The following is a 15,933-nucleotide window of genomic DNA, read 5'->3' on the forward strand; positions in this document are numbered from 1 at the left end:
CGGATTCCTTCAGTGCAGGGGGCAACAAAAACAACAAAGACCGTACCGGATTCCGGTACGGTCTTTGGCGAAAGCCGGCCAAAAGCCGGTCTTCATGAGGGTGAGCGACGGGGGTTGAACCCGCGACCTCCTGGACCACAACCAGGCGCTCTGCCAACTGAGCTACGCCCACCATGCGCCCTGTCATGCCTTCCGGCGGACCGGCTGGCTGAAAAGGCAACGTCAAATAGTTTACCTGCTGTCAGAGGGTGCTTTTGCCACTTTTGCGTGTTTTGCCAAAAAATCCCTCAAACGTGGCGCAGATTACTTTTCCTGTGCTGCCGGGGACGTGACGGTGGAGGGTGCGTCTGGAACTGCATTGACAGGAGTACTGCCGGCCATCACAGCCTTTGAGATCCTCTGGGCCGTGGCGCTGTCAGGTCCAGGGGCGGGCACGAACACGGCCTCGCGGTAGTACCGGAGCTCATCGATGGAGTCCTTGATGTCGCCGAGGGCCCGATGTCCGCCAAGCTTGGCGGGTGCTTGGAAGTACGCGCGCGCGAACCATCGACGGGACAGTTCCTTGATAGTGCTGACGTCGATGACGCGGTAGTGGAGGTGCTCCACCACGGCAGGCATGTCCCGGACCAGGAAAACACGGTCCGTTCCCACCGAATTTCCTCCCAGCGGCGCTTTGCGCGCATCAGGCACCCATTTGAGGATGTATTCCAGGATTGCGTTTTCGGCTTCGGCCATGGTCTTCCCGTGGGGCAGTTCCTCGAGGAGGCCGGAGCGGGTATGCATGTCGCGGACAAAGTCGTTCATCTGGGCAAGGGCGGAGTCATCCGGCTTAATCACGACGTCCACGCCGTCGCCAAGGATGTTCAGCTCGGAATCAGTTACCAGTGCGGCCACTTCAATGAGGGCGTCATTGATGGGGTCCAGGCCGGTCATTTCGCAGTCGATCCAGACGATGCGTTCGTTAGATATAGGCACCCGTCCAGCCTACCGTTAGGCTGCCTTGGGCCCGTCCGATGCTAGGATTTTTGGGTACGCGGCGGGATCAATTAGCATGCTGCGCTCAGCCTTGGGCCGGTAAGCCCGCCTGGACTGCCGGCGGAATCCTGTCCCACCAACAGATTGGACCCTCCTGAGATGACGGCGCCTGTACCCGCTCCGGGGGAGCTGGCTGCAGTTAAGTCTCCTGAGCCGGCTGTGGTTGAAGTCGACAACCCGGCGTCTCCACTGCTGGCAGGTTTTGTCGGGTCCCTGTTTATGGCTTTCGGATCCGTGGGAGTGGGGTGGCTGGCCCAGGCCTCGGAACTGTGGCGGCTGCCGGTCTTCATCTGGATGCGCACCGAGGGCCTGGGCGTTGCCTTGTCCATTGTGTTGCTGGCGATCGGTGGCATGCTGCTGGTTCGGGCGTGGCTGCGACTGGGACAACGCGTGAAGGTCTGGGGACCGGCTGCACGGAAGGCGACCCTTCAGGCCGTCGCTCTGTGGGGCCTGCCGATGATGCTGTCCGTTCCGCTGTTCAGCCGAGATGTTTATGCTTACATCGGCCAAGGCCGGCTGATGGTAGAAGGTTTTAATCCCTATGAGAACGGGATCTCAGCCTTATCCAACTACTTCCAGTTGGGCGCAGACAAGATGTGGACGGAGGCGCCGGTTCCCTACGGTCAGCTGTTCCTCTGGATCGAACAGTTCGTGGTGTGGTCTACAAATGTCCACCCGGAGGCGAGCATTATGTTGTTCCGGCTGGTGGCACTGTGCGGTGTCATCCTGTGCATCATTTACGTTCCCAAGCTGGCCGAACTTCATGGGGTTAATCCGCACCGTGCCCTGTGGCTGACTGCGGCGAACCCGCTCTTCCTGACGAACTTCATTGCCAGTGTCCACAACGATGCATTGATGATCGGACTGGCCCTGGCCGGGCTCTATTATTGCGCCACCAGGCGCATGCTCCTGGGGCTGGTGCTGGTGACCCTGTCCATCTCCGTCAAGCCGATCACTGTTGTCTTCCTGCCGTTTATAGGTCTGCTCTGGGCCGGAAAAAACGCCGGCTGGGTGCGAAAATTCCTCTTCTGGGGACTCACTGCAGCGATCAGCCTTGGAATCCTATATGCACTAAGCCTCGTCAATGGCTTCGGCTTCGGCTGGATCAACGGACTCTCCGCCCCGGGCAGTATCTGGATCTGGTACGCACCGGTGGGCCTGTTGGGACTGATCGTTGCCTCCATCCTCGATGCTTTCGGCCTTGACGGCTGGGCTCTGGCGAAATGGGTTTACGACGCCGGCAAGGTCCTGGCGGTGGGAATAGTCGCCTGGCAGATCTTCCGCGGAGACCACGACCGCCTTATGCGGCGTCTTACCCTGGCCTTTGCTGCGATCGTCGTCCTGGCCCCCATGATCCAGTCCTGGTATGTGGTCTGGCTTATCCCGCTTTTTGCAATAACGGGTATTCGGGATGACTGGCAGGTTAAAGCTCTGTATTTCATCGTCTCGTTCTTCATGATCTATGCCATTTCGGACCAGCTGGATGTCTTCCCCTACCAGGCTGAGGATCTTGGCCTCGCCCTGGCGTTGGCGCGTATTGCGGCTGCAGTCATCGCTGTTCTGTTTGCCCTCTACCTGATCTTCCTCGATCCCAGAACCAAATGGCTCTTTACGAAAACCCATGAGCCGATCCCCACGCGCCCTGTCATCTAGGGCCTTTTACGTCCGGAGAACCAGCAATGTCCATGATTAAGAGCCCCGATGAGATCGTCCTGATGCGTGAGGCCGGGAGGGTCGTGGCCAATGCATTGGCCGCAGTGAAGTCTTCTGCAGGTGTTGGTGTCTCCCTCAAGGAGTTGGATGAGGTGGCAGCGTCAGTGATCTCCGACGCAGGGGCTGCTCCCGCTTTTCTCAACTACCAGCCCCGGTGGGCCACCGTGCCGTTCTCGGGCGTGATCTGCACAAGCGTCAACGACGCAGTGGTGCACGGTGTGCCGAACGAATACCGGCTCCAGGACGGCGATCTGCTGAGTGTTGACTGCGGCGCGTTCCTGGACGGCTGGTGTGGCGATGCTGCTGTCAGTTTCGTCGTGGGCACAGCCAACCCGGAGGACCTGGCTCTCATCGAGGCGACAGAGGCGGCATTGGCGCGGGGAATTGAGGCTGCCAGGGTTGGTAACAAAATGGGGGACCTGGCGTATGCGATCGGCGGCGCTGCCCGTAGGGCAGGTTATGGCTTGCTGGCGGATCATGGGGGACATGGGATCGGCCGCACCATGCATGCTGATCCTGCCGTCCCCAACGAGGGCCGGCCCGGGCGTGGCATCAAACTCACCGAAGGATTAGTGATCGCCATTGAACCCATGCTGATTCTCGGGGGCAAGGATGATTACTACCACGACGACGACGAATGGACTTTGCGGTCCACAAGCGGCCGCCGCGCCGCCCACAGCGAGCACACGGTGGCGATCACAGCTGACGGCCCCTTGGTCCTGACGCTTCCCTAGGGCCGGCAAGGCTCTTACTTAGTTGCCGTAATCATTGGCTGGCCGCCTCCTGCGCGGACTATAGTAGTTAGCGCTAACACCCTCAGCCGAAAAGGAACGCCATGGCAGTCACAGAGCACCACATCAGCTTCGGGCCTTACACGGCCATTGTGACGGCCAGGAGCGGGGCCTTGCGGGAACTGCGTTACGAGGGCCGCGATCTGGTGATCAGCTTCGGCCCGGACGGCGACATCCCCGATTACCGCGGGACCATCTGCGCCCCTTGGCCAAACCGGCTGGCTGACGGCCTCTACAGCTTCAACGGGATGCAGTTCCAGGCTGAGATTAATGAACCGGAACGGGGAACCGCGCTCCATGGACTTGTCATTGGCAAGACATGGGAAGTACGCCATCATGGACCTTCTTCGATCAGCCTCGGCACCGCAGTGTCCCGCGGGCCCGCCTATCCGGGGGATCTGGACGTTGCTGTCACGTATGAGCTCAAGGAAGACGGGTTGCACAGCACAGTGCGTACCCACAACGTTGGAGACCAGGCCGCCCCCTATGGTGTTTGCCCGCATCCCTACCTGGTCGCAGGGCCTGCTCCCTTGGACGAATGGACGCTGGAAATGCCTGCGGCTGCCTTCCTGGAGGTCACTCAAGACAGGTTGCTGCCGGTGGCGACTGCGGCAGTTGAGGGGCATGATTTTGATTTCCGCGGTGAAAGGCTTCTGGGATCGGTGGAGATCGACCACGCCTTCACCGAGATCGAAAGGTCCGCCGGCTCTGCGTCCGTCCGCGTCTTCGATCCTTCAGGCTCGGGCGTTGAGCTCGAATGGGACCAGCAGTGGCCCTGGCTGCAGATCCACACTGCGGATAAGCCCACGGCCCCGTCCCGGCTGGGCCTGGCAGTGGAACCCATGACCTGCCCGCCGGATGCCTTCAACACCGGCGTGGACGTCGTGGAATTGGCCCCCGGCGCTACCCATGAGGCCACCTGGATCATCAGAGCCCTTAACCGCTGACCTTATCCAGCCGCACCACGGCACGGCCCGGCGTCGTGGTGTCCACCAGCCTGAAGCCTGCGGTCTGGAACAAGGATAAAGTGCCGTGGTAGAGATCGGCGGCACTGGCCTTCGGCCTGGCAGCCGGATCAACGGGGTAGCCCTCAACGCTGCCGGCGCCGTGGGTGAAGGCGTGTTCAACAGCTGCTTGCAGCAAGGCGGCCGCAATTCCCTTGCGGCGCTGCCCGGGGGCGACGACGAAGCAAGTGATTGACCATATTGTGCCGGGATCCGGAAGTTCGGTCAGACCAGGTGCCGCTGCCCGCATCAGTTGCGAACTTTCAATGCGGGGATAGCAGGAGCGGGGTTCAACGGCGCACCAGCCTACCGGCTCGCCGTCCAGGTAGGCCATGACTCCCGGCTCCGGTTCGGAGGAGTCAAAACGGGCATGCAAGTGACTTTTCCGCTCTGCTGGCGTCGTGTTCTTATATTCAGGGTTCGTCATGGCGAAGAAACGGCACCAGCAGCGGGCGGGATCACCGCGTACCCCGAATAGGGTCTCGACGTCAGGCCACAGGGCGGGGCCGGTGGTTATGGCGGAGTCCGGGGCATCGTTCATCTTCGGCATGGCAAAAGGCTAGGCGTACTGAACGTCTTTGACTACTGCCTCTATCCGGCTCTTAAGGGGATAGCGCATTCTCAGCAGCTGAATGGGCGTTTGCTGAAATCCAGCCGCGGCTTTTGAGCCATCGTTCACAGAGCCGGGTCCATTGGCTGACATCGGCGTCGTCCGGAGCCATACCCAAACCATGGCGGCCATGGGGAAACACATGCAGTTCGGTGGGGATGCCGGCTTTGGTCAGGGCGGAGACGTACCGCAAGCTGTGTTCGGCATCCACTGCTGCGTCATCTGCCGTGTGCCATGCGAACGTCGGGGGCGCAGTGCTGGTGACGTGAAGTTCCGCTGACAGTTCTCTGAGCGAAGAGACAGAGGGGGAGACGCCCAGCAGGTTGTCTATGCATCCCTGGTGAACGGAGGACGTGAAGGAAATCACGGGATAGCAGAGTACTGCGAGATCTGGCACAGACGTACTTGTGTCCAGCTTGTCGTTTCCCGTTTCAACCGAGGTGGACAGTGTGGCGGCCACGTGACCCCCGGCAGAAAACCCCAGGACCCCGACCCGTCCCGCATCCACCGGCAAACCATGCGCGCCTGAGCGGATCCATTGCAATGCGCGTTTGGCGTCTATCAGCGGAGCCGGATGCCGGTTGGGCGAGGTCCGGTACCGCAGCACAAAGGCGTGCAAGCCCAAGGAAGCGAGCCAGCTCGCTACGGGTTCCGCCTCGTGGTCAGCGTGGTGGGCATAACCGCCGCCTGGCAGTACCAGAATGGCCGGAGCATGAGCTGCCTGAGTATCCGCAGCGACAATTGTTATTCTGTCCGGCGCGGAGAACTCTTGCGCTATGGCGTCCATTGTGTGCTCCGACGAAGCTTGACCTCGCCGGTGACCCCTGGCCCCTGATCTTCATTGTGGTTGACAGCCCCGGTGCCCATTGACTGGTGTCCCGGCATGTTCGCCGCCTTTGATCTGACCAAACTATCCTTCCGGCTGTGGCCAGCGGTGCTGAGGGTTGCGAGGCGGCCGATCTCTTCCAGGGGCAAGCGAACGGTGGAGAGCGCAGGACGGAAGTCCCTGAGGGTTTCAATGTCGTCGAAGCCTGCAATCAGGGCGTCACGGGGGATGCGGAGACCCTCCTCCCGCAATGCGGCAACAACTCCGATGGCCATGACGTCGTTGGCAGCGAAGATACACAGCCGGGACTTATTTGCGTCGGCCGGATCCCGGCTTTCTTCTGAGGGCTGGGACGAGCGGATGCGCTCTGCCAACTGCCCTCCGGCCTCATATCCACCGGCCCGGTTAAAGGAAGTGTTCACAACCTCGGCGGGGGACCGGCCTGCGTTGGCCAGACCCTTCTGGAAGCCGCGTATGCGGTCATCAGAGGTAACGAGTCCCTCCGGGCCGCCGACTATGACGAACTCGCCGGTGTGGAGTTGGGCAAGCTGGCCGGCAAGCTCGAAGGCAAGTTCCTCGTTGGGAAGCTCCACCAGGTGGTAGCCCTCCGATGTCCCCGCCCCGACAATCGCCTGACCGACAATTCCCACATGACCGCCGTTGCGGCAATACCGGTCGAGCTCCGCGGCCAAGTCGGTATTCGCCTTCTGATCCTCAGGTCGCGAGGAACGGGAACCGGCGATGACAATCGCGTCGGCTCTCCGGGCAGCAAAGGCAGCGACAGCCTCTTTTTCGTCTGCGGGTGTTCCGCCAGTGGTCGCAAGAAGCACCATTTTGTTCTGGGTCTTGGCTACGCTTTGGACCCCTCGTGCAATGGCGGAAAAGTAGGGATCCGCGATGTCGTGGACGATGAGGCCGATGAGTCCGGAACTCGACTTCGCCAGCGCCTGCGCTTGCGCATTGGGAATGTAGCCCAGCTCCTCCGCGGCCTGACGTACGCGTTCTGAAACGCCAGGTCCGGGTTTTCGGTCGGAACCGTTCAGCACCCGTGAGGCGGTGGCTGGTGACACGCCGGCCAGGCGCGCCACCTCGGTCAGGGTGCTTGCAGCCACGGGGAAATCTCCTGTTCGGCAAAACTTCTGCGTTTTCCACATTATGACAGGTGGGACGACTTTCAGGAAAGCGCTTGCCAACTCTGTCCGAAAAGGGCATTATGAATGAAACGGGAATGCGCTTTCCCACTACTACTGCGTTACAGCAATCAGCTGTGGAGGACACATGGGCTACGAAACGAAGACGATCCGCATCGCCATGAACGGCATTACCGGACGCATGGGATACCGGCAGCACCTGCTCCGTTCTATCCTGCCTATCCGGGACGCCGGGGGATTCACTCTGGAAGACGGCACCAAGGTGCAGGTCGAGCCCATTCTGGTGGGACGCAACGAAGCCAAAATCCGCGAACTCGCCGAGCTCCACAAGGTATCTGCATGGAGCACGGATCTCGACGCCGTCATCAATGACCCCACCGTGGACATTGTGTTCGATGCCTCGATGACCAGCCTGCGTGCTGCCACCCTGAAAAAGGCCATGAAGGCCGGCAAGCACATCTTCACTGAAAAGCCCACGGCTGAGACCCTTGAGGAGGCCATCGAACTGGCACGCATCGGCCGGGAATCAGGAGTCACCGCCGGCGTTGTCCACGACAAGCTCTACCTGCCCGGCCTCGTTAAGCTCCGCCGCCTCGTGGATGAAGGCTTCTTTGGGCGCATCCTCTCCATCAGAGGCGAATTCGGATACTGGGTGTTCGAAGGCGACGTCCAGGCGGCGCAGCGGCCTTCGTGGAATTACCGCAAAGAGGACGGCGGCGGCATGACCACCGATATGTTCTGTCACTGGAACTACGTACTTGAGGGCATCATCGGCAAGGTCAAGAGCGTCAACGCCAAGACAGCCACCCACATCCCCACCCGCTGGGACGAGTCGGGCAAGGAGTACAAGGCCACCGCAGACGACGCCTCATATGGCATTTTCGAACTGGAAACGCCTGGTGGCGATGAAGTAATCGGCCAGATCAACTCATCCTGGGCCGTGCGGGTTTACCGCGATGAACTCGTGGAGTTCCAGATCGACGGAACGCACGGTTCAGCAGTTGCAGGCTTGAACAAGTGCGTTGCCCAGCAGCGTGCACACACCCCGAAGCCTGTCTGGAACCCGGACCTTCCCGTGACGGAGTCCTTCCGCAGCCAGTGGCAGGAGGTTCCGGCCAATGCGGACCTGGACAACGGTTTCAAGCTGCAATGGGAAGAGTTCCTGCGGGATGTCGTCGCCGGACGTGAACACCGCTTCGGACTCCTTTCCGCGGCCCGCGGTGTGCAGCTCGCCGAGCTGGGCCTGCAGTCCTCGGACGAGCGCCGCACCATCGACATCCCGGAGATCACCCTCTGATGACATCCCTGATTCTTCCCACATCCGACGGCGGCACACGCGAGTACCGCCTGCAGTCGGCTCCGTCCTGGCCGAAGCCGACGGCTCCGCTGACCTCACGCAGGGCGTACGCCGCCGCCCATGTCATTCCGGAGGTAACTGCGGATAACACACCCGGCGCGCCTGCCCGCCTCGATTGGGAGGCCACCTTGGCCTACCGCCATGAATTGTGGTCCTATGGCCTTGGCGTTGCCGATGCCATGGACACCGCGCAGCGGGGCATGGGCCTGGACTGGGCCGCGACCCAACAGCTCATCAAGCGCAGCGGTGCCGAAGCGGCGTCGGTAGTGGCTAGCGGGAACGCAGCCACTGTTGGAAAGTCCGTCCGTGATCTCGTTTCATGCGGCGCGGGCACAGACCAGATGGACCTGAATTCCCTGTATCCCGGCCCGGATGGAATACAGGCTGTCCTCAACGCCTACCGTGAGCAGATCGCCGTCGTCAGCGAGGCAGGACCGAAGGTCATCCTGATGGCCTCCCGTGCCTTGGCCAAGGTGGCGTCGGGTCCTGATGACTACCTTCACGTGTACGCGACGCTCCTTGGCGAAGTGGATCAGCCTGTCATCCTCCACTGGTTGGGTACCATGTTCGATCCCGCCCTGGCCGGATACTGGGGGTCGGATGACGTTGCCCTGGCTACCGAAACCTTCCTGGGCCTCATTCGGGAGCATGCGGACAAGGTGGACGGAGTCAAGGTCTCGCTCCTGGATGCCAGCCACGAAGTGGCACTGCGTGCCTCATTGCCTGAAGGAGTGCGCCTCTACACGGGAGACGATTTCAACTACCCGGAGCTCATCCACGGCGACGGCACACGGCACTCTGATGCTTTGCTGGGAATTTTCGCCGCTATCTACCCTGCAGCATCGGCCGCTCTGCAGAGCTATGACGCGGGGGACACGGACAAGGCCCGCGCAATCCTGGACTCGACCCGGGAACTGGGAAAGCACATCTTCAGTGCTCCGACCTTCTACTACAAGACCGGTATCGCCTTTATGTCCTGGCTGAACGGCAAGCAACCCGGCTTCCAAATGGTGGGCGGACTTCACTCCGGACGTTCAGTGATCCACCTCGCCAAGACGTTCGAACTGGCTGATCAGGCCGGACTTTTGAAGGATCCTGCCCTCGCAGCGTTCCGGATGTCCGACTACCTGAGGATCAATGGGGTGGGGGTATGAGCGACTTCTCGAGGCTTTCGCTGAACAGTGCCACCACCAAGAAATGGACACTGGCCGAGGCTGTGGAGGGTTGCGCCCGGGCGGGAATCCCGGCTATCGGACCATGGCGGGACCGCGTCGCAGAGGCAGGGCTGGAAAAATCGGCCAAGCTGATCAAGGACGCGGGCCTGCGGGTTTCGTCGCTCTGCCGCGGGGGGTTCCTCACGGCACCGGATGCAGAAGGACAAGCGGCAGCGTTGGCGGATAACCGAACCGCCATATTGGAGGCGGTTGCCCTCGACACCAAGGAGCTTTTCCTGGTGGTTGGCGGGCTGGCCCCGGGGGAGAAAGACGTCGTGGCCGCCCGCCAACGAGTGGCTGACCGTCTGGAGGACCTGGTGCCTTTCGCCGTCGAACACGGTGTTCGGCTCGTACTGGAGCCCCTTCATCCCATGTACGCGGCAGACCGCGCGCTTATCTCCACGCTTGGCCAGGCACTCGATCTTGCGGCACCTTATGAAACGAACGCTGTGGGCGTCGCCGTCGACACTTTCCATGTGTGGTGGGATCCGGAGCTGAAAGCACAGATCGAGCGGGCAGGCAGGGAGAACCGCATCGCTTCGTACCAGGTCTGCGACTTCAACCTGCCAATCGCCGCAGACGCTCTGCTGTCCAGGGGCATGATGGGCGACGGCGTCATCGACTTTGCGACCATCGGCACGTGGGTCAGGGAGGCCGGCTACACCGGAGACATTGAAGTCGAAATTTTTAATCAGGAGATCTGGGACGCCGACGGTGACAGCGTCCTGGCTTCCATGAAACAGCGGTATGCGGAGCTCGTTCTCCCTTACGCCTGACTGGCCTGATTCCGACTGCGGGCCCTTGCTTCGTCACGGCAAGGGTCCGCGCACCACGAAACGGTCCTGCATCGCCTTGCGGTGCGGGACTGTTCGCGTTCCGCGTAGGACTTTTGAGCACTCCGGGCCGGTATTACCATGGCCGCATGGGAGACACATCGATGGACGAAGAGATTCCGCAAGCGGTAGCCAGCAAACTGATTTCGGCGCCAGTCGGGCAGATATGGAATGCGCTGACCGACCCCCATGTCATCAAAAAGTATTTCCTGGGCACCGACGTCACTACGTCATGGCAGGTTGGGGAGCCCATCACTTTCGAAGGCGAGTGGGACGGCAAGCATTATGAGGACAAGGGTGTGGTTTTGTCCTATGAACCGGAACATCGTCTGTCCATCAGCCACTACAGTCCGTTGACGGGATTGCCGGATAAACCGGAAAACTACCACTCCGTTGAATATCGTGTGGAACAGGAGGCCGGGGGCAGCCGCGTCACCATCACCCAGGGTAACAACAAGTCAAAAGCCGAGGTGGAAGAGTCTGCGAAGCTCTGGGACATGGTGCTTCAGAACCTCAAAGAGTTGCTGGAGGATCCTGGTAGTCACTGAACGCTCTCGTAGATCGGTGAACCCTCGACACAGCCTCTCAACAGGTTTAACTTGGGCACATGACTGAGATTCCGGATGAATACCGGGCAGTGCGCGGCGACGGCCAGCTTCAGGAAACCGAGGAAGATACCGGCCGTGAATCTTTAGAGGGGGACCTGGCCAGGACCGTTGACCCGGACATCTCCGAGCTTGACGATGAGGCCCCTGACGGGAATCCGGTAAACCGCGATCCCTGAGCGGCGGTATTTAGTGCCGGTCGTCTTGATCTCCGACGTCATCTCCGACGTCGCTATTTGACCGTGGGGGTTCGGACAGCCTGAGCCCGGCGGTGCGCCGCGGTGCGCAGCTGAATGATCCGTGCCGCGCCTGCGATAGCCACCAGTACCCCGCCTGCCACTGCTGCAATGAACAGAGCCATGCCCAAGGAAACAGCACCCTCGAGTCCCAGGAACCGCACCTGCACGTAGTCCTGGTTCTGCAGGATGAAAACGATAAGCAACACCAGGAGCACCAGGGCCGTAGCTACAGAAACCCACACCATTCCCGCTCGAGTGACCCGTTTCTCCTTGGGTGCCGGACCTGGCATTGGGCGTTCGGAAGCCGGGATGCGGCTGGTATCGGTGCCGTCTACCGGCCCGGAGGCAGGAACGTTCCGGCCTGTACTTATTCGGCCTGTACTTACCGGCGGGAGGTAGTCGGCCCGGCCTTCGCCAGGCTTGGCCTGATCCTGATGGTTGGGTTGTTGAGTCATGGCTTTTCATCCTCCCCATAGACTGCTCGCCAGAGGCTGCTGCCACTGGAATGGCGGGCTCGCCGACGGCGGCCTGGACCGCCTTACTTCGAATCATAAGCCCATTCAAAGAAATTACTAAGCATGCTTGCCAATCGGATACTAAGCATGCTTATCATGGATGCCTGGACCGGGGGAGGTTGCCTCAATCGGTGGCAATCGGTCCAGTCCTTTGTTGCCTCGCAACAACCCTGCGCGTGCAAGCGCAGGTGCTGCAGAACGACATCCAAGCTGGAAAGAAAAGATCCAAGGAGAGAAACATGCTCACCAGGGAAAATATCGACGAACTGCTTAACAGGGGCGGCAATGTGCTCACCACTGATGGAGACAAGATTGGCTCCATCGGGCAGGTGTATGTCGACGATGACAACAATCAGCCCACCTGGGTCACGGTAAAGACCGGGCTGTTCGGTACATCGGAGTCATTCGTCCCCCTTGAGGGCGCTCGTCTTGAAGGCAACGACATCCTTGTGCCTTACTCCAAGGACCAGGTGAAGGATGCGCCGCGCGTCGAGAATGACGGCCACTTGGAGCCCACGGATGAGGACCGGCTCTACGAGCACTACAGTCTGGGCCGCACTTACAGCGAAGCAAGGGCCGGTATGGGCGGCGGCGTAGGGCGCGCTGACGCGGACTATGACCGAACAGATGCAGCCGGCACCGTCGGCCGCGACACCTCCGGACCAACAACCGACGACGCCATGACGCGCTCTGAGGAACGGCTCCATGTTGGCACCGAACGCCAGGAGACCGGCAGGGCAAGACTGCGTAAGTACGTCACTACCGAAAACGTGACTAAAACAGTCCCCGTCCAACGGGAAGAGGTTCGGCTTGAGCGCGAGCCCATCACCGACGCCAATCGCGGAGCGGCCATGAGCGGACCGGATCTGAGTGAGGAAGAGCACGAAGTTACCCTGCACGAGGAACGGCCCGTGGTTGAGAAAGAGGCAGTGCCAGTCGAGCGGGTGCGGTTGGACAAGGACGTTGTCACTGATGATGTCACTGTCGAAGAGGATGTCCGTCGCGAGCACATCGACGCGGACGGAATTGACGGCAAGCGCCGGTAAGGCAGCTACACCTACTGCGTGAGGCCTCCTGCCCGGGATCATCCGGGCCGGGGGGTCTCTGTTTCTGGTTGCTTTGCTCAGCCGGCGGGCAGGTTGTCCGTTGGCGTCCGGCCGTTGCCGGCGAGCCGGGGGAGACTTGCCGCCGCAACAACCAGGGCGAGCGCTCCGAGGCCGAATGGAAGACTGGCGATCGTGGCGATACCGCCTACCAGCAAAGGCCCGCCGGCATCTCCAAGTTCCCGTCCGAGCTCGGCCGAACCCATGGTCCGGCCGATGCGCTCCGGTGGAGTGGTATCTGCAAGGTGCGCAAAGCCAATTGGTGTGGCTGCGCCGACCCCGGCGCCAATCGCCACTGCGGCGATGAAGATCGTTATTGGCCCAGGAGCGACGGCCAGGATCGCAACTCCGCCTGCGGTCAACAAGAGTCCTGCTGTCATGCCCTTGGTGTCGGAGATGCTTCCCCTGTCGCGGAGGTGGCCGATCCTTGGCTGGATGAGTACTGAGGCGATGGCCAGGACGCTGACCGCAGCAGTGCCGGCAAGGGGATCAAGGCCATGGCGGGTAGCCAATGCGGGAAGAAATCCGATCGCCGCACCGAGCGCCGACGTCGACGCCGCCAGCACCAGTGTGGGGACGAGGAACCGCCGCTCCGTGGCCTGGCGTGCCAGATCCAGCACTGTGTAACGCTGCCGGGGAAGCGGCGGAAGGTTGGGTACGGCCACCACAACCCACACCGCCGTGGCCGCTGCCAGTACTGACAATGTGGCGAACAAAAGGGCAAAACCTCCCGCGAAAATCAAGCCGGCTCCCAGCAGCGGCCCGATGACGTATCCGAGGCTCTTCCAGGATCCGTAGCGGCCGAAAAATGTTCCGGCGTTCTTTCCTCCGGCCAGTCTGGCAACCATGGCGGAGGACGCGGGGGAGAAGGCCGAAGCTGCCGCTCCCTGTCCTAGACGGGCAAGACCCAGCATGAGCGGATCGGCTCCCCACAACCCGACAAGTGAGAGCACGGCAAAGGCCAGGAGACCTCCCACAATAACGGGCTTCGTACCGATCCGGTCACTGAGTGCGCCGAAGACAGGTTTAAGGAATACCTCGGAGATGTCGTACACGGCCAGGAGGATGCCCAGATTCAGCAACGTCAGGCCGATGTTCTCGCTTTGCGCGCCCATACCTGCGGCAATGCTGTGGGCGCCGAAAGCGGTCACAAAGCCTGCAGCATACAAAGCGGCCGAGGGTTTCCGTGCAGTCAGTTCGGGAGCAGCCGATTTCATAAGAGGCAACTCCTGGTTGGATGACGGAGGCACGAACGTATTTCAACGGAATCGGCTCTGGCCTGTGTTTTCACAAGCCAGAGCCTCATTCCTGTGCCCCAGGAGGGAATCGAACCCCCGACCGGCGGATTAGAAGGCCGCTGCTCTATCCCCTGAGCTACTGGGGCAGTATGTGTCCTCAAGGCTCTCCAAGAGGCAACTCAAAAAGTTTACAGTGACTTGCTGTCGGAAACCGCCAGCTGTCCCGTGCGATTTTCACTTGTCCCCAACACTCTCTGTTGGACGGAGTTTTGCACATAGCCAAGCTCGTCCATCGCTCCTGCCATGGTCCTCAATGAAGCTGGAGTTGCCCGCTTGGGCAGCACACTTCAAGACAGGACATCACCATGACTGACAACATAACGGTCCGTGGCTTCGTGGCCACCGAGATCAAGACTTCAACGACGCCCGGCGGAACGGCCACCGCGTCCTTTCGGATTGGCTCCACAGACCGCCGCTTTGACCGCACCATCAACGCCTGGGTGGACGGCAATACCAATTGGTTCACCGTGCAGGGGTACCGGCAACTGGCAGGCAACCTGGCCTGCAGCATCAAGAAGGGACAGCGCGTCATCGTTGTTGGCCGTCTCAAAATGCGGACTTGGGAGAAAGACGGGCGCTTCTACCACGCGGCGGAAATTGACGCCGAAGCCGTCGGTCACGACCTCATGTGGGGTTCAGCCAACTTCATCCGAAACTCTGGGCAAAATGGACAATCCAGTACCCAGACTGTGCAGATTGCCCCTGAGGGAGATTCCGGGCGTTCATCCGGCGAATTCGGTGAAGAACCGGACGACGACGGCCCGGAACGCGAACCCGGTGACTCTTCGGACATGGCGCCAGGGATGGAGGAGCCACCCTCGGTTTTCATCGATGAGGAAAGCGGCGAGCTCCTCGCCGTTGATTCCAGTACTGGCGAGCTGACGGGCGCCGCGGCCTGATAAAGAACTGGATCACTGTGTCAGGGTTTGGCGAGGCGGCTTCGGCGAAAGGCGGCGCCGCAGCTGCGGCGGCGTCGCCGGGCACCGGGGTGCCGAAAGGGGCGCTAACTGCATGGCAGAATGGCAAGGTGATGCGAGCGACTAAACCTCTGAGGCCAACCCGTCGTACGCCAGCCCCTCGTATCTTGCCCGCACGCCATCAGCGCGCAGCAGTTCTGGCGTTCCTCGTCCTCATCGCGTCTTCTGCCTGCACGCCTCCCGCGGGTACGGATCTGGGCGGCCCGGCTTCTCCTGGAGATCCAGCCACTCCGAAGGCCGGTCCTCCCTCGGGCGCAGGCTCCGCGGCCCCCGTTCCCTCAGTCGCGGCCCTGGCTCCCGCCACCGCTCTCCTGAAGGACAAAGTTGAGCAGGCCCTCAACAACCTGGCTGCCGGCTCGGCAAAGCCCACGAGGGACCAAATGGTTGCCACGCTGACTGCTGCCGGAGTGTCGCCGTCCGCGTTGGAGGTGTCTGCAGGCCAAACTCCCACGGGCCTGGAAGTAGATGCAATTGAAGCTGCGGCTCTTCAGGATATGGACTGCGTGATCGGCCAAGTACGTGAGGGGAAGGTCACGGTGGTCATTCTGCCCGTGCTGTCTACGGGCAAATGCTTCGCAGGTACACATCTTTGAACCCTTGAAACGACTGGTTCGTTCCATGTCCTTAGACCGTCCCGAATGTGAGTTATCCGGGCCGACCCA

17 protein-coding genes and 2 tRNA genes are annotated in these 15,933 nt (G+C 61.1%); 11 read left to right on the plus strand and 8 right to left on the minus strand.

Features of this window, described 5'->3' with window-relative positions; all coding sequences use genetic code 11:
• Positions 1-99: 99 nt before the first annotated feature.
• A tRNA-His gene (locus MU551_RS14420) sits at positions 100-172 on the minus strand.
• A gap of 131 nt (positions 173-303) precedes the next feature.
• Positions 304-975 (minus strand): oligoribonuclease, encoded by a 672-nt coding sequence (orn, locus tag MU551_RS14425; protein ID WP_308198309.1) that lies wholly within the window; start codon positions 973-975, stop codon positions 304-306.
• Positions 976-1,134: 159 nt separating this feature from the next.
• On the opposite strand from orn, the gene mptB reads away from it, so the two are divergent.
• The 3 genes from mptB (at position 1,135) to MU551_RS14440 (ending at position 4,486) form a co-directional block, all read left to right on the plus strand.
• On the plus strand, positions 1,135-2,688 hold the full coding sequence (mptB, locus tag MU551_RS14430; RefSeq protein ID WP_247045732.1) for a polyprenol phosphomannose-dependent alpha 1,6 mannosyltransferase MptB: 1,554 nt from the start codon (positions 1,135-1,137) through the stop codon (positions 2,686-2,688).
• A 26-nt stretch (positions 2,689-2,714) separates the two neighbouring features.
• Entirely contained in the window at positions 2,715-3,482 is a 768-nt protein-coding gene (gene map, locus MU551_RS14435) for a type I methionyl aminopeptidase (RefSeq protein WP_247045734.1), read from the plus strand.
• A 101-nt stretch (positions 3,483-3,583) separates the two neighbouring features.
• Entirely contained in the window at positions 3,584-4,486 is a 903-nt protein-coding gene (locus tag MU551_RS14440) for an aldose 1-epimerase family protein (protein WP_247045736.1), read from the plus strand.
• On the opposite strand, the gene MU551_RS14445 is transcribed toward MU551_RS14440, so the two are convergent.
• Genes MU551_RS14445 through MU551_RS14455 form a run of 3 tightly spaced genes read right to left on the minus strand, consistent with a single transcriptional unit; the run spans position 4,476 to position 7,091 of the window.
• A complete protein-coding gene (locus MU551_RS14445; RefSeq protein ID WP_247045738.1) occupies positions 4,476-5,093 on the minus strand; it encodes a GNAT family N-acetyltransferase in 618 nt (205 codons plus the stop codon). The genes MU551_RS14440 and MU551_RS14445 overlap by 11 nt on opposite strands.
• A 52-nt stretch (positions 5,094-5,145) precedes the next feature.
• Positions 5,146-5,940, minus strand: a complete 795-nt coding sequence (locus tag MU551_RS14450; RefSeq protein ID WP_247045740.1) for an alpha/beta hydrolase — start codon at positions 5,938-5,940, stop codon at positions 5,146-5,148.
• A complete protein-coding gene (locus MU551_RS14455) occupies positions 5,928-7,091 on the minus strand; it encodes a LacI family DNA-binding transcriptional regulator (RefSeq protein ID WP_247045742.1) in 1,164 nt (387 codons plus the stop codon). The genes MU551_RS14450 and MU551_RS14455 overlap by 13 nt, the downstream gene beginning before the upstream one ends.
• Before the next feature lie 166 nt (positions 7,092-7,257).
• On the opposite strand from MU551_RS14455, the gene MU551_RS14460 reads away from it, so the two are divergent.
• The 5 genes from MU551_RS14460 (at position 7,258) to MU551_RS14480 (ending at position 11,318) form a co-directional block, all read left to right on the plus strand.
• Entirely contained in the window at positions 7,258-8,427 is a 1,170-nt protein-coding gene (locus MU551_RS14460) for a Gfo/Idh/MocA family protein (protein ID WP_247045745.1), read from the plus strand.
• The gene (locus MU551_RS14465; RefSeq protein ID WP_247045747.1) at positions 8,427-9,641 is read left to right on the plus strand and encodes a dihydrodipicolinate synthase family protein; all 1,215 of its coding nucleotides are present in this window, start codon (positions 8,427-8,429) and stop codon (positions 9,639-9,641) included. Before MU551_RS14460 ends, MU551_RS14465 begins: the two co-directional genes overlap by 1 nt.
• A complete protein-coding gene (locus MU551_RS14470) occupies positions 9,638-10,477 on the plus strand; it encodes a sugar phosphate isomerase/epimerase family protein (protein WP_247045750.1) in 840 nt (279 codons plus the stop codon). Before MU551_RS14465 ends, MU551_RS14470 begins: the two co-directional genes overlap by 4 nt.
• Positions 10,478-10,638: 161 nt before the next feature.
• Positions 10,639-11,082 carry an SRPBCC family protein gene (locus MU551_RS14475; RefSeq protein ID WP_247045751.1) on the plus strand — a complete coding sequence of 148 codons (444 nt, stop codon included), beginning with the start codon at positions 10,639-10,641 and terminating at the stop codon, positions 11,080-11,082.
• A gap of 59 nt (positions 11,083-11,141) precedes the next feature.
• On the plus strand, positions 11,142-11,318 hold the full coding sequence (locus MU551_RS14480; protein WP_247045754.1) for a hypothetical protein: 177 nt from the start codon (positions 11,142-11,144) through the stop codon (positions 11,316-11,318).
• Between the two features lie 53 nt (positions 11,319-11,371).
• Here the strand turns inward: MU551_RS14480 and MU551_RS14485 are convergent, their stop codons facing one another.
• Positions 11,372-11,833 (minus strand): LapA family protein, encoded by a 462-nt coding sequence (locus MU551_RS14485; RefSeq protein ID WP_247045756.1) that lies wholly within the window; start codon positions 11,831-11,833, stop codon positions 11,372-11,374.
• A gap of 299 nt (positions 11,834-12,132) precedes the next feature.
• On the opposite strand from MU551_RS14485, the gene MU551_RS14490 reads away from it, so the two are divergent.
• Complete coding sequence (locus tag MU551_RS14490; RefSeq protein WP_247045758.1) at positions 12,133-12,939, plus strand: DUF2382 domain-containing protein; 807 nt, start codon at positions 12,133-12,135, stop codon at positions 12,937-12,939.
• Between the two features lie 77 nt (positions 12,940-13,016).
• Here MU551_RS14490 and MU551_RS14495 read toward each other — a convergent pair whose 3' ends face one another.
• A complete protein-coding gene (locus MU551_RS14495; protein ID WP_247045760.1) occupies positions 13,017-14,213 on the minus strand; it encodes an MFS transporter in 1,197 nt (398 codons plus the stop codon).
• 94 nt (positions 14,214-14,307) lie between these two features.
• Positions 14,308-14,380: transfer RNA gene (locus MU551_RS14500), tRNA-Arg, on the minus strand.
• 219 nt (positions 14,381-14,599) lie between these two features.
• Here MU551_RS14500 and MU551_RS14505 point away from each other — a divergent pair.
• Both MU551_RS14505 and MU551_RS14510 read left to right on the plus strand, forming a co-directional pair.
• Positions 14,600-15,193 carry a single-stranded DNA-binding protein gene (locus tag MU551_RS14505; RefSeq protein WP_247045761.1) on the plus strand — a complete coding sequence of 198 codons (594 nt, stop codon included), beginning with the start codon at positions 14,600-14,602 and terminating at the stop codon, positions 15,191-15,193.
• A gap of 185 nt (positions 15,194-15,378) precedes the next feature.
• Positions 15,379-15,864 carry a DUF6993 domain-containing protein gene (locus MU551_RS14510; RefSeq protein ID WP_247045762.1) on the plus strand — a complete coding sequence of 162 codons (486 nt, stop codon included), beginning with the start codon at positions 15,379-15,381 and terminating at the stop codon, positions 15,862-15,864.
• The last annotated feature ends 69 nt before the right edge of the window (positions 15,865-15,933 follow it).

The sequence above is a fragment of the Arthrobacter rhizosphaerae genome, from assembly GCF_023062595.1.
GTDB lineage: Bacteria > Actinomycetota > Actinomycetes > Actinomycetales > Micrococcaceae > Arthrobacter > Arthrobacter rhizosphaerae.

What these genes read in the sequence shown, in the direction of transcription:
- MU551_RS14475 (WP_247045751.1), top strand. Translation starts at nt 10,639, where the DNA reads ATGGACGAAGAGATTCCGCAAGCGGTAGCCAGCAAACTGATTTCGGCG.
- MU551_RS14485 (WP_247045756.1), bottom strand. Translation starts at nt 11,833, where the DNA reads ATGACTCAACAACCCAACCATCAGGATCAGGCCAAGCCTGGCGAAGGC.
- MU551_RS14495 (WP_247045760.1), bottom strand. Translation starts at nt 14,213, where the DNA reads ATGAAATCGGCTGCTCCCGAACTGACTGCACGGAAACCCTCGGCCGCT.
- mptB (WP_247045732.1), top strand. Translation starts at nt 1,135, where the DNA reads ATGACGGCGCCTGTACCCGCTCCGGGGGAGCTGGCTGCAGTTAAGTCT.
- MU551_RS14480 (WP_247045754.1), top strand. Translation starts at nt 11,142, where the DNA reads ATGACTGAGATTCCGGATGAATACCGGGCAGTGCGCGGCGACGGCCAG.
- MU551_RS14450 (WP_247045740.1), bottom strand. Translation starts at nt 5,940, where the DNA reads ATGGACGCCATAGCGCAAGAGTTCTCCGCGCCGGACAGAATAACAATT.
- map (WP_247045734.1), top strand. Translation starts at nt 2,715, where the DNA reads ATGTCCATGATTAAGAGCCCCGATGAGATCGTCCTGATGCGTGAGGCC.
- MU551_RS14440 (WP_247045736.1), top strand. Translation starts at nt 3,584, where the DNA reads ATGGCAGTCACAGAGCACCACATCAGCTTCGGGCCTTACACGGCCATT.
- MU551_RS14460 (WP_247045745.1), top strand. Translation starts at nt 7,258, where the DNA reads ATGGGCTACGAAACGAAGACGATCCGCATCGCCATGAACGGCATTACC.
- MU551_RS14445 (WP_247045738.1), bottom strand. Translation starts at nt 5,093, where the DNA reads ATGCCGAAGATGAACGATGCCCCGGACTCCGCCATAACCACCGGCCCC.
- MU551_RS14490 (WP_247045758.1), top strand. Translation starts at nt 12,133, where the DNA reads ATGCTCACCAGGGAAAATATCGACGAACTGCTTAACAGGGGCGGCAAT.
- MU551_RS14470 (WP_247045750.1), top strand. Translation starts at nt 9,638, where the DNA reads ATGAGCGACTTCTCGAGGCTTTCGCTGAACAGTGCCACCACCAAGAAA.
- MU551_RS14465 (WP_247045747.1), top strand. Translation starts at nt 8,427, where the DNA reads ATGACATCCCTGATTCTTCCCACATCCGACGGCGGCACACGCGAGTAC.
- MU551_RS14505 (WP_247045761.1), top strand. Translation starts at nt 14,600, where the DNA reads ATGACTGACAACATAACGGTCCGTGGCTTCGTGGCCACCGAGATCAAG.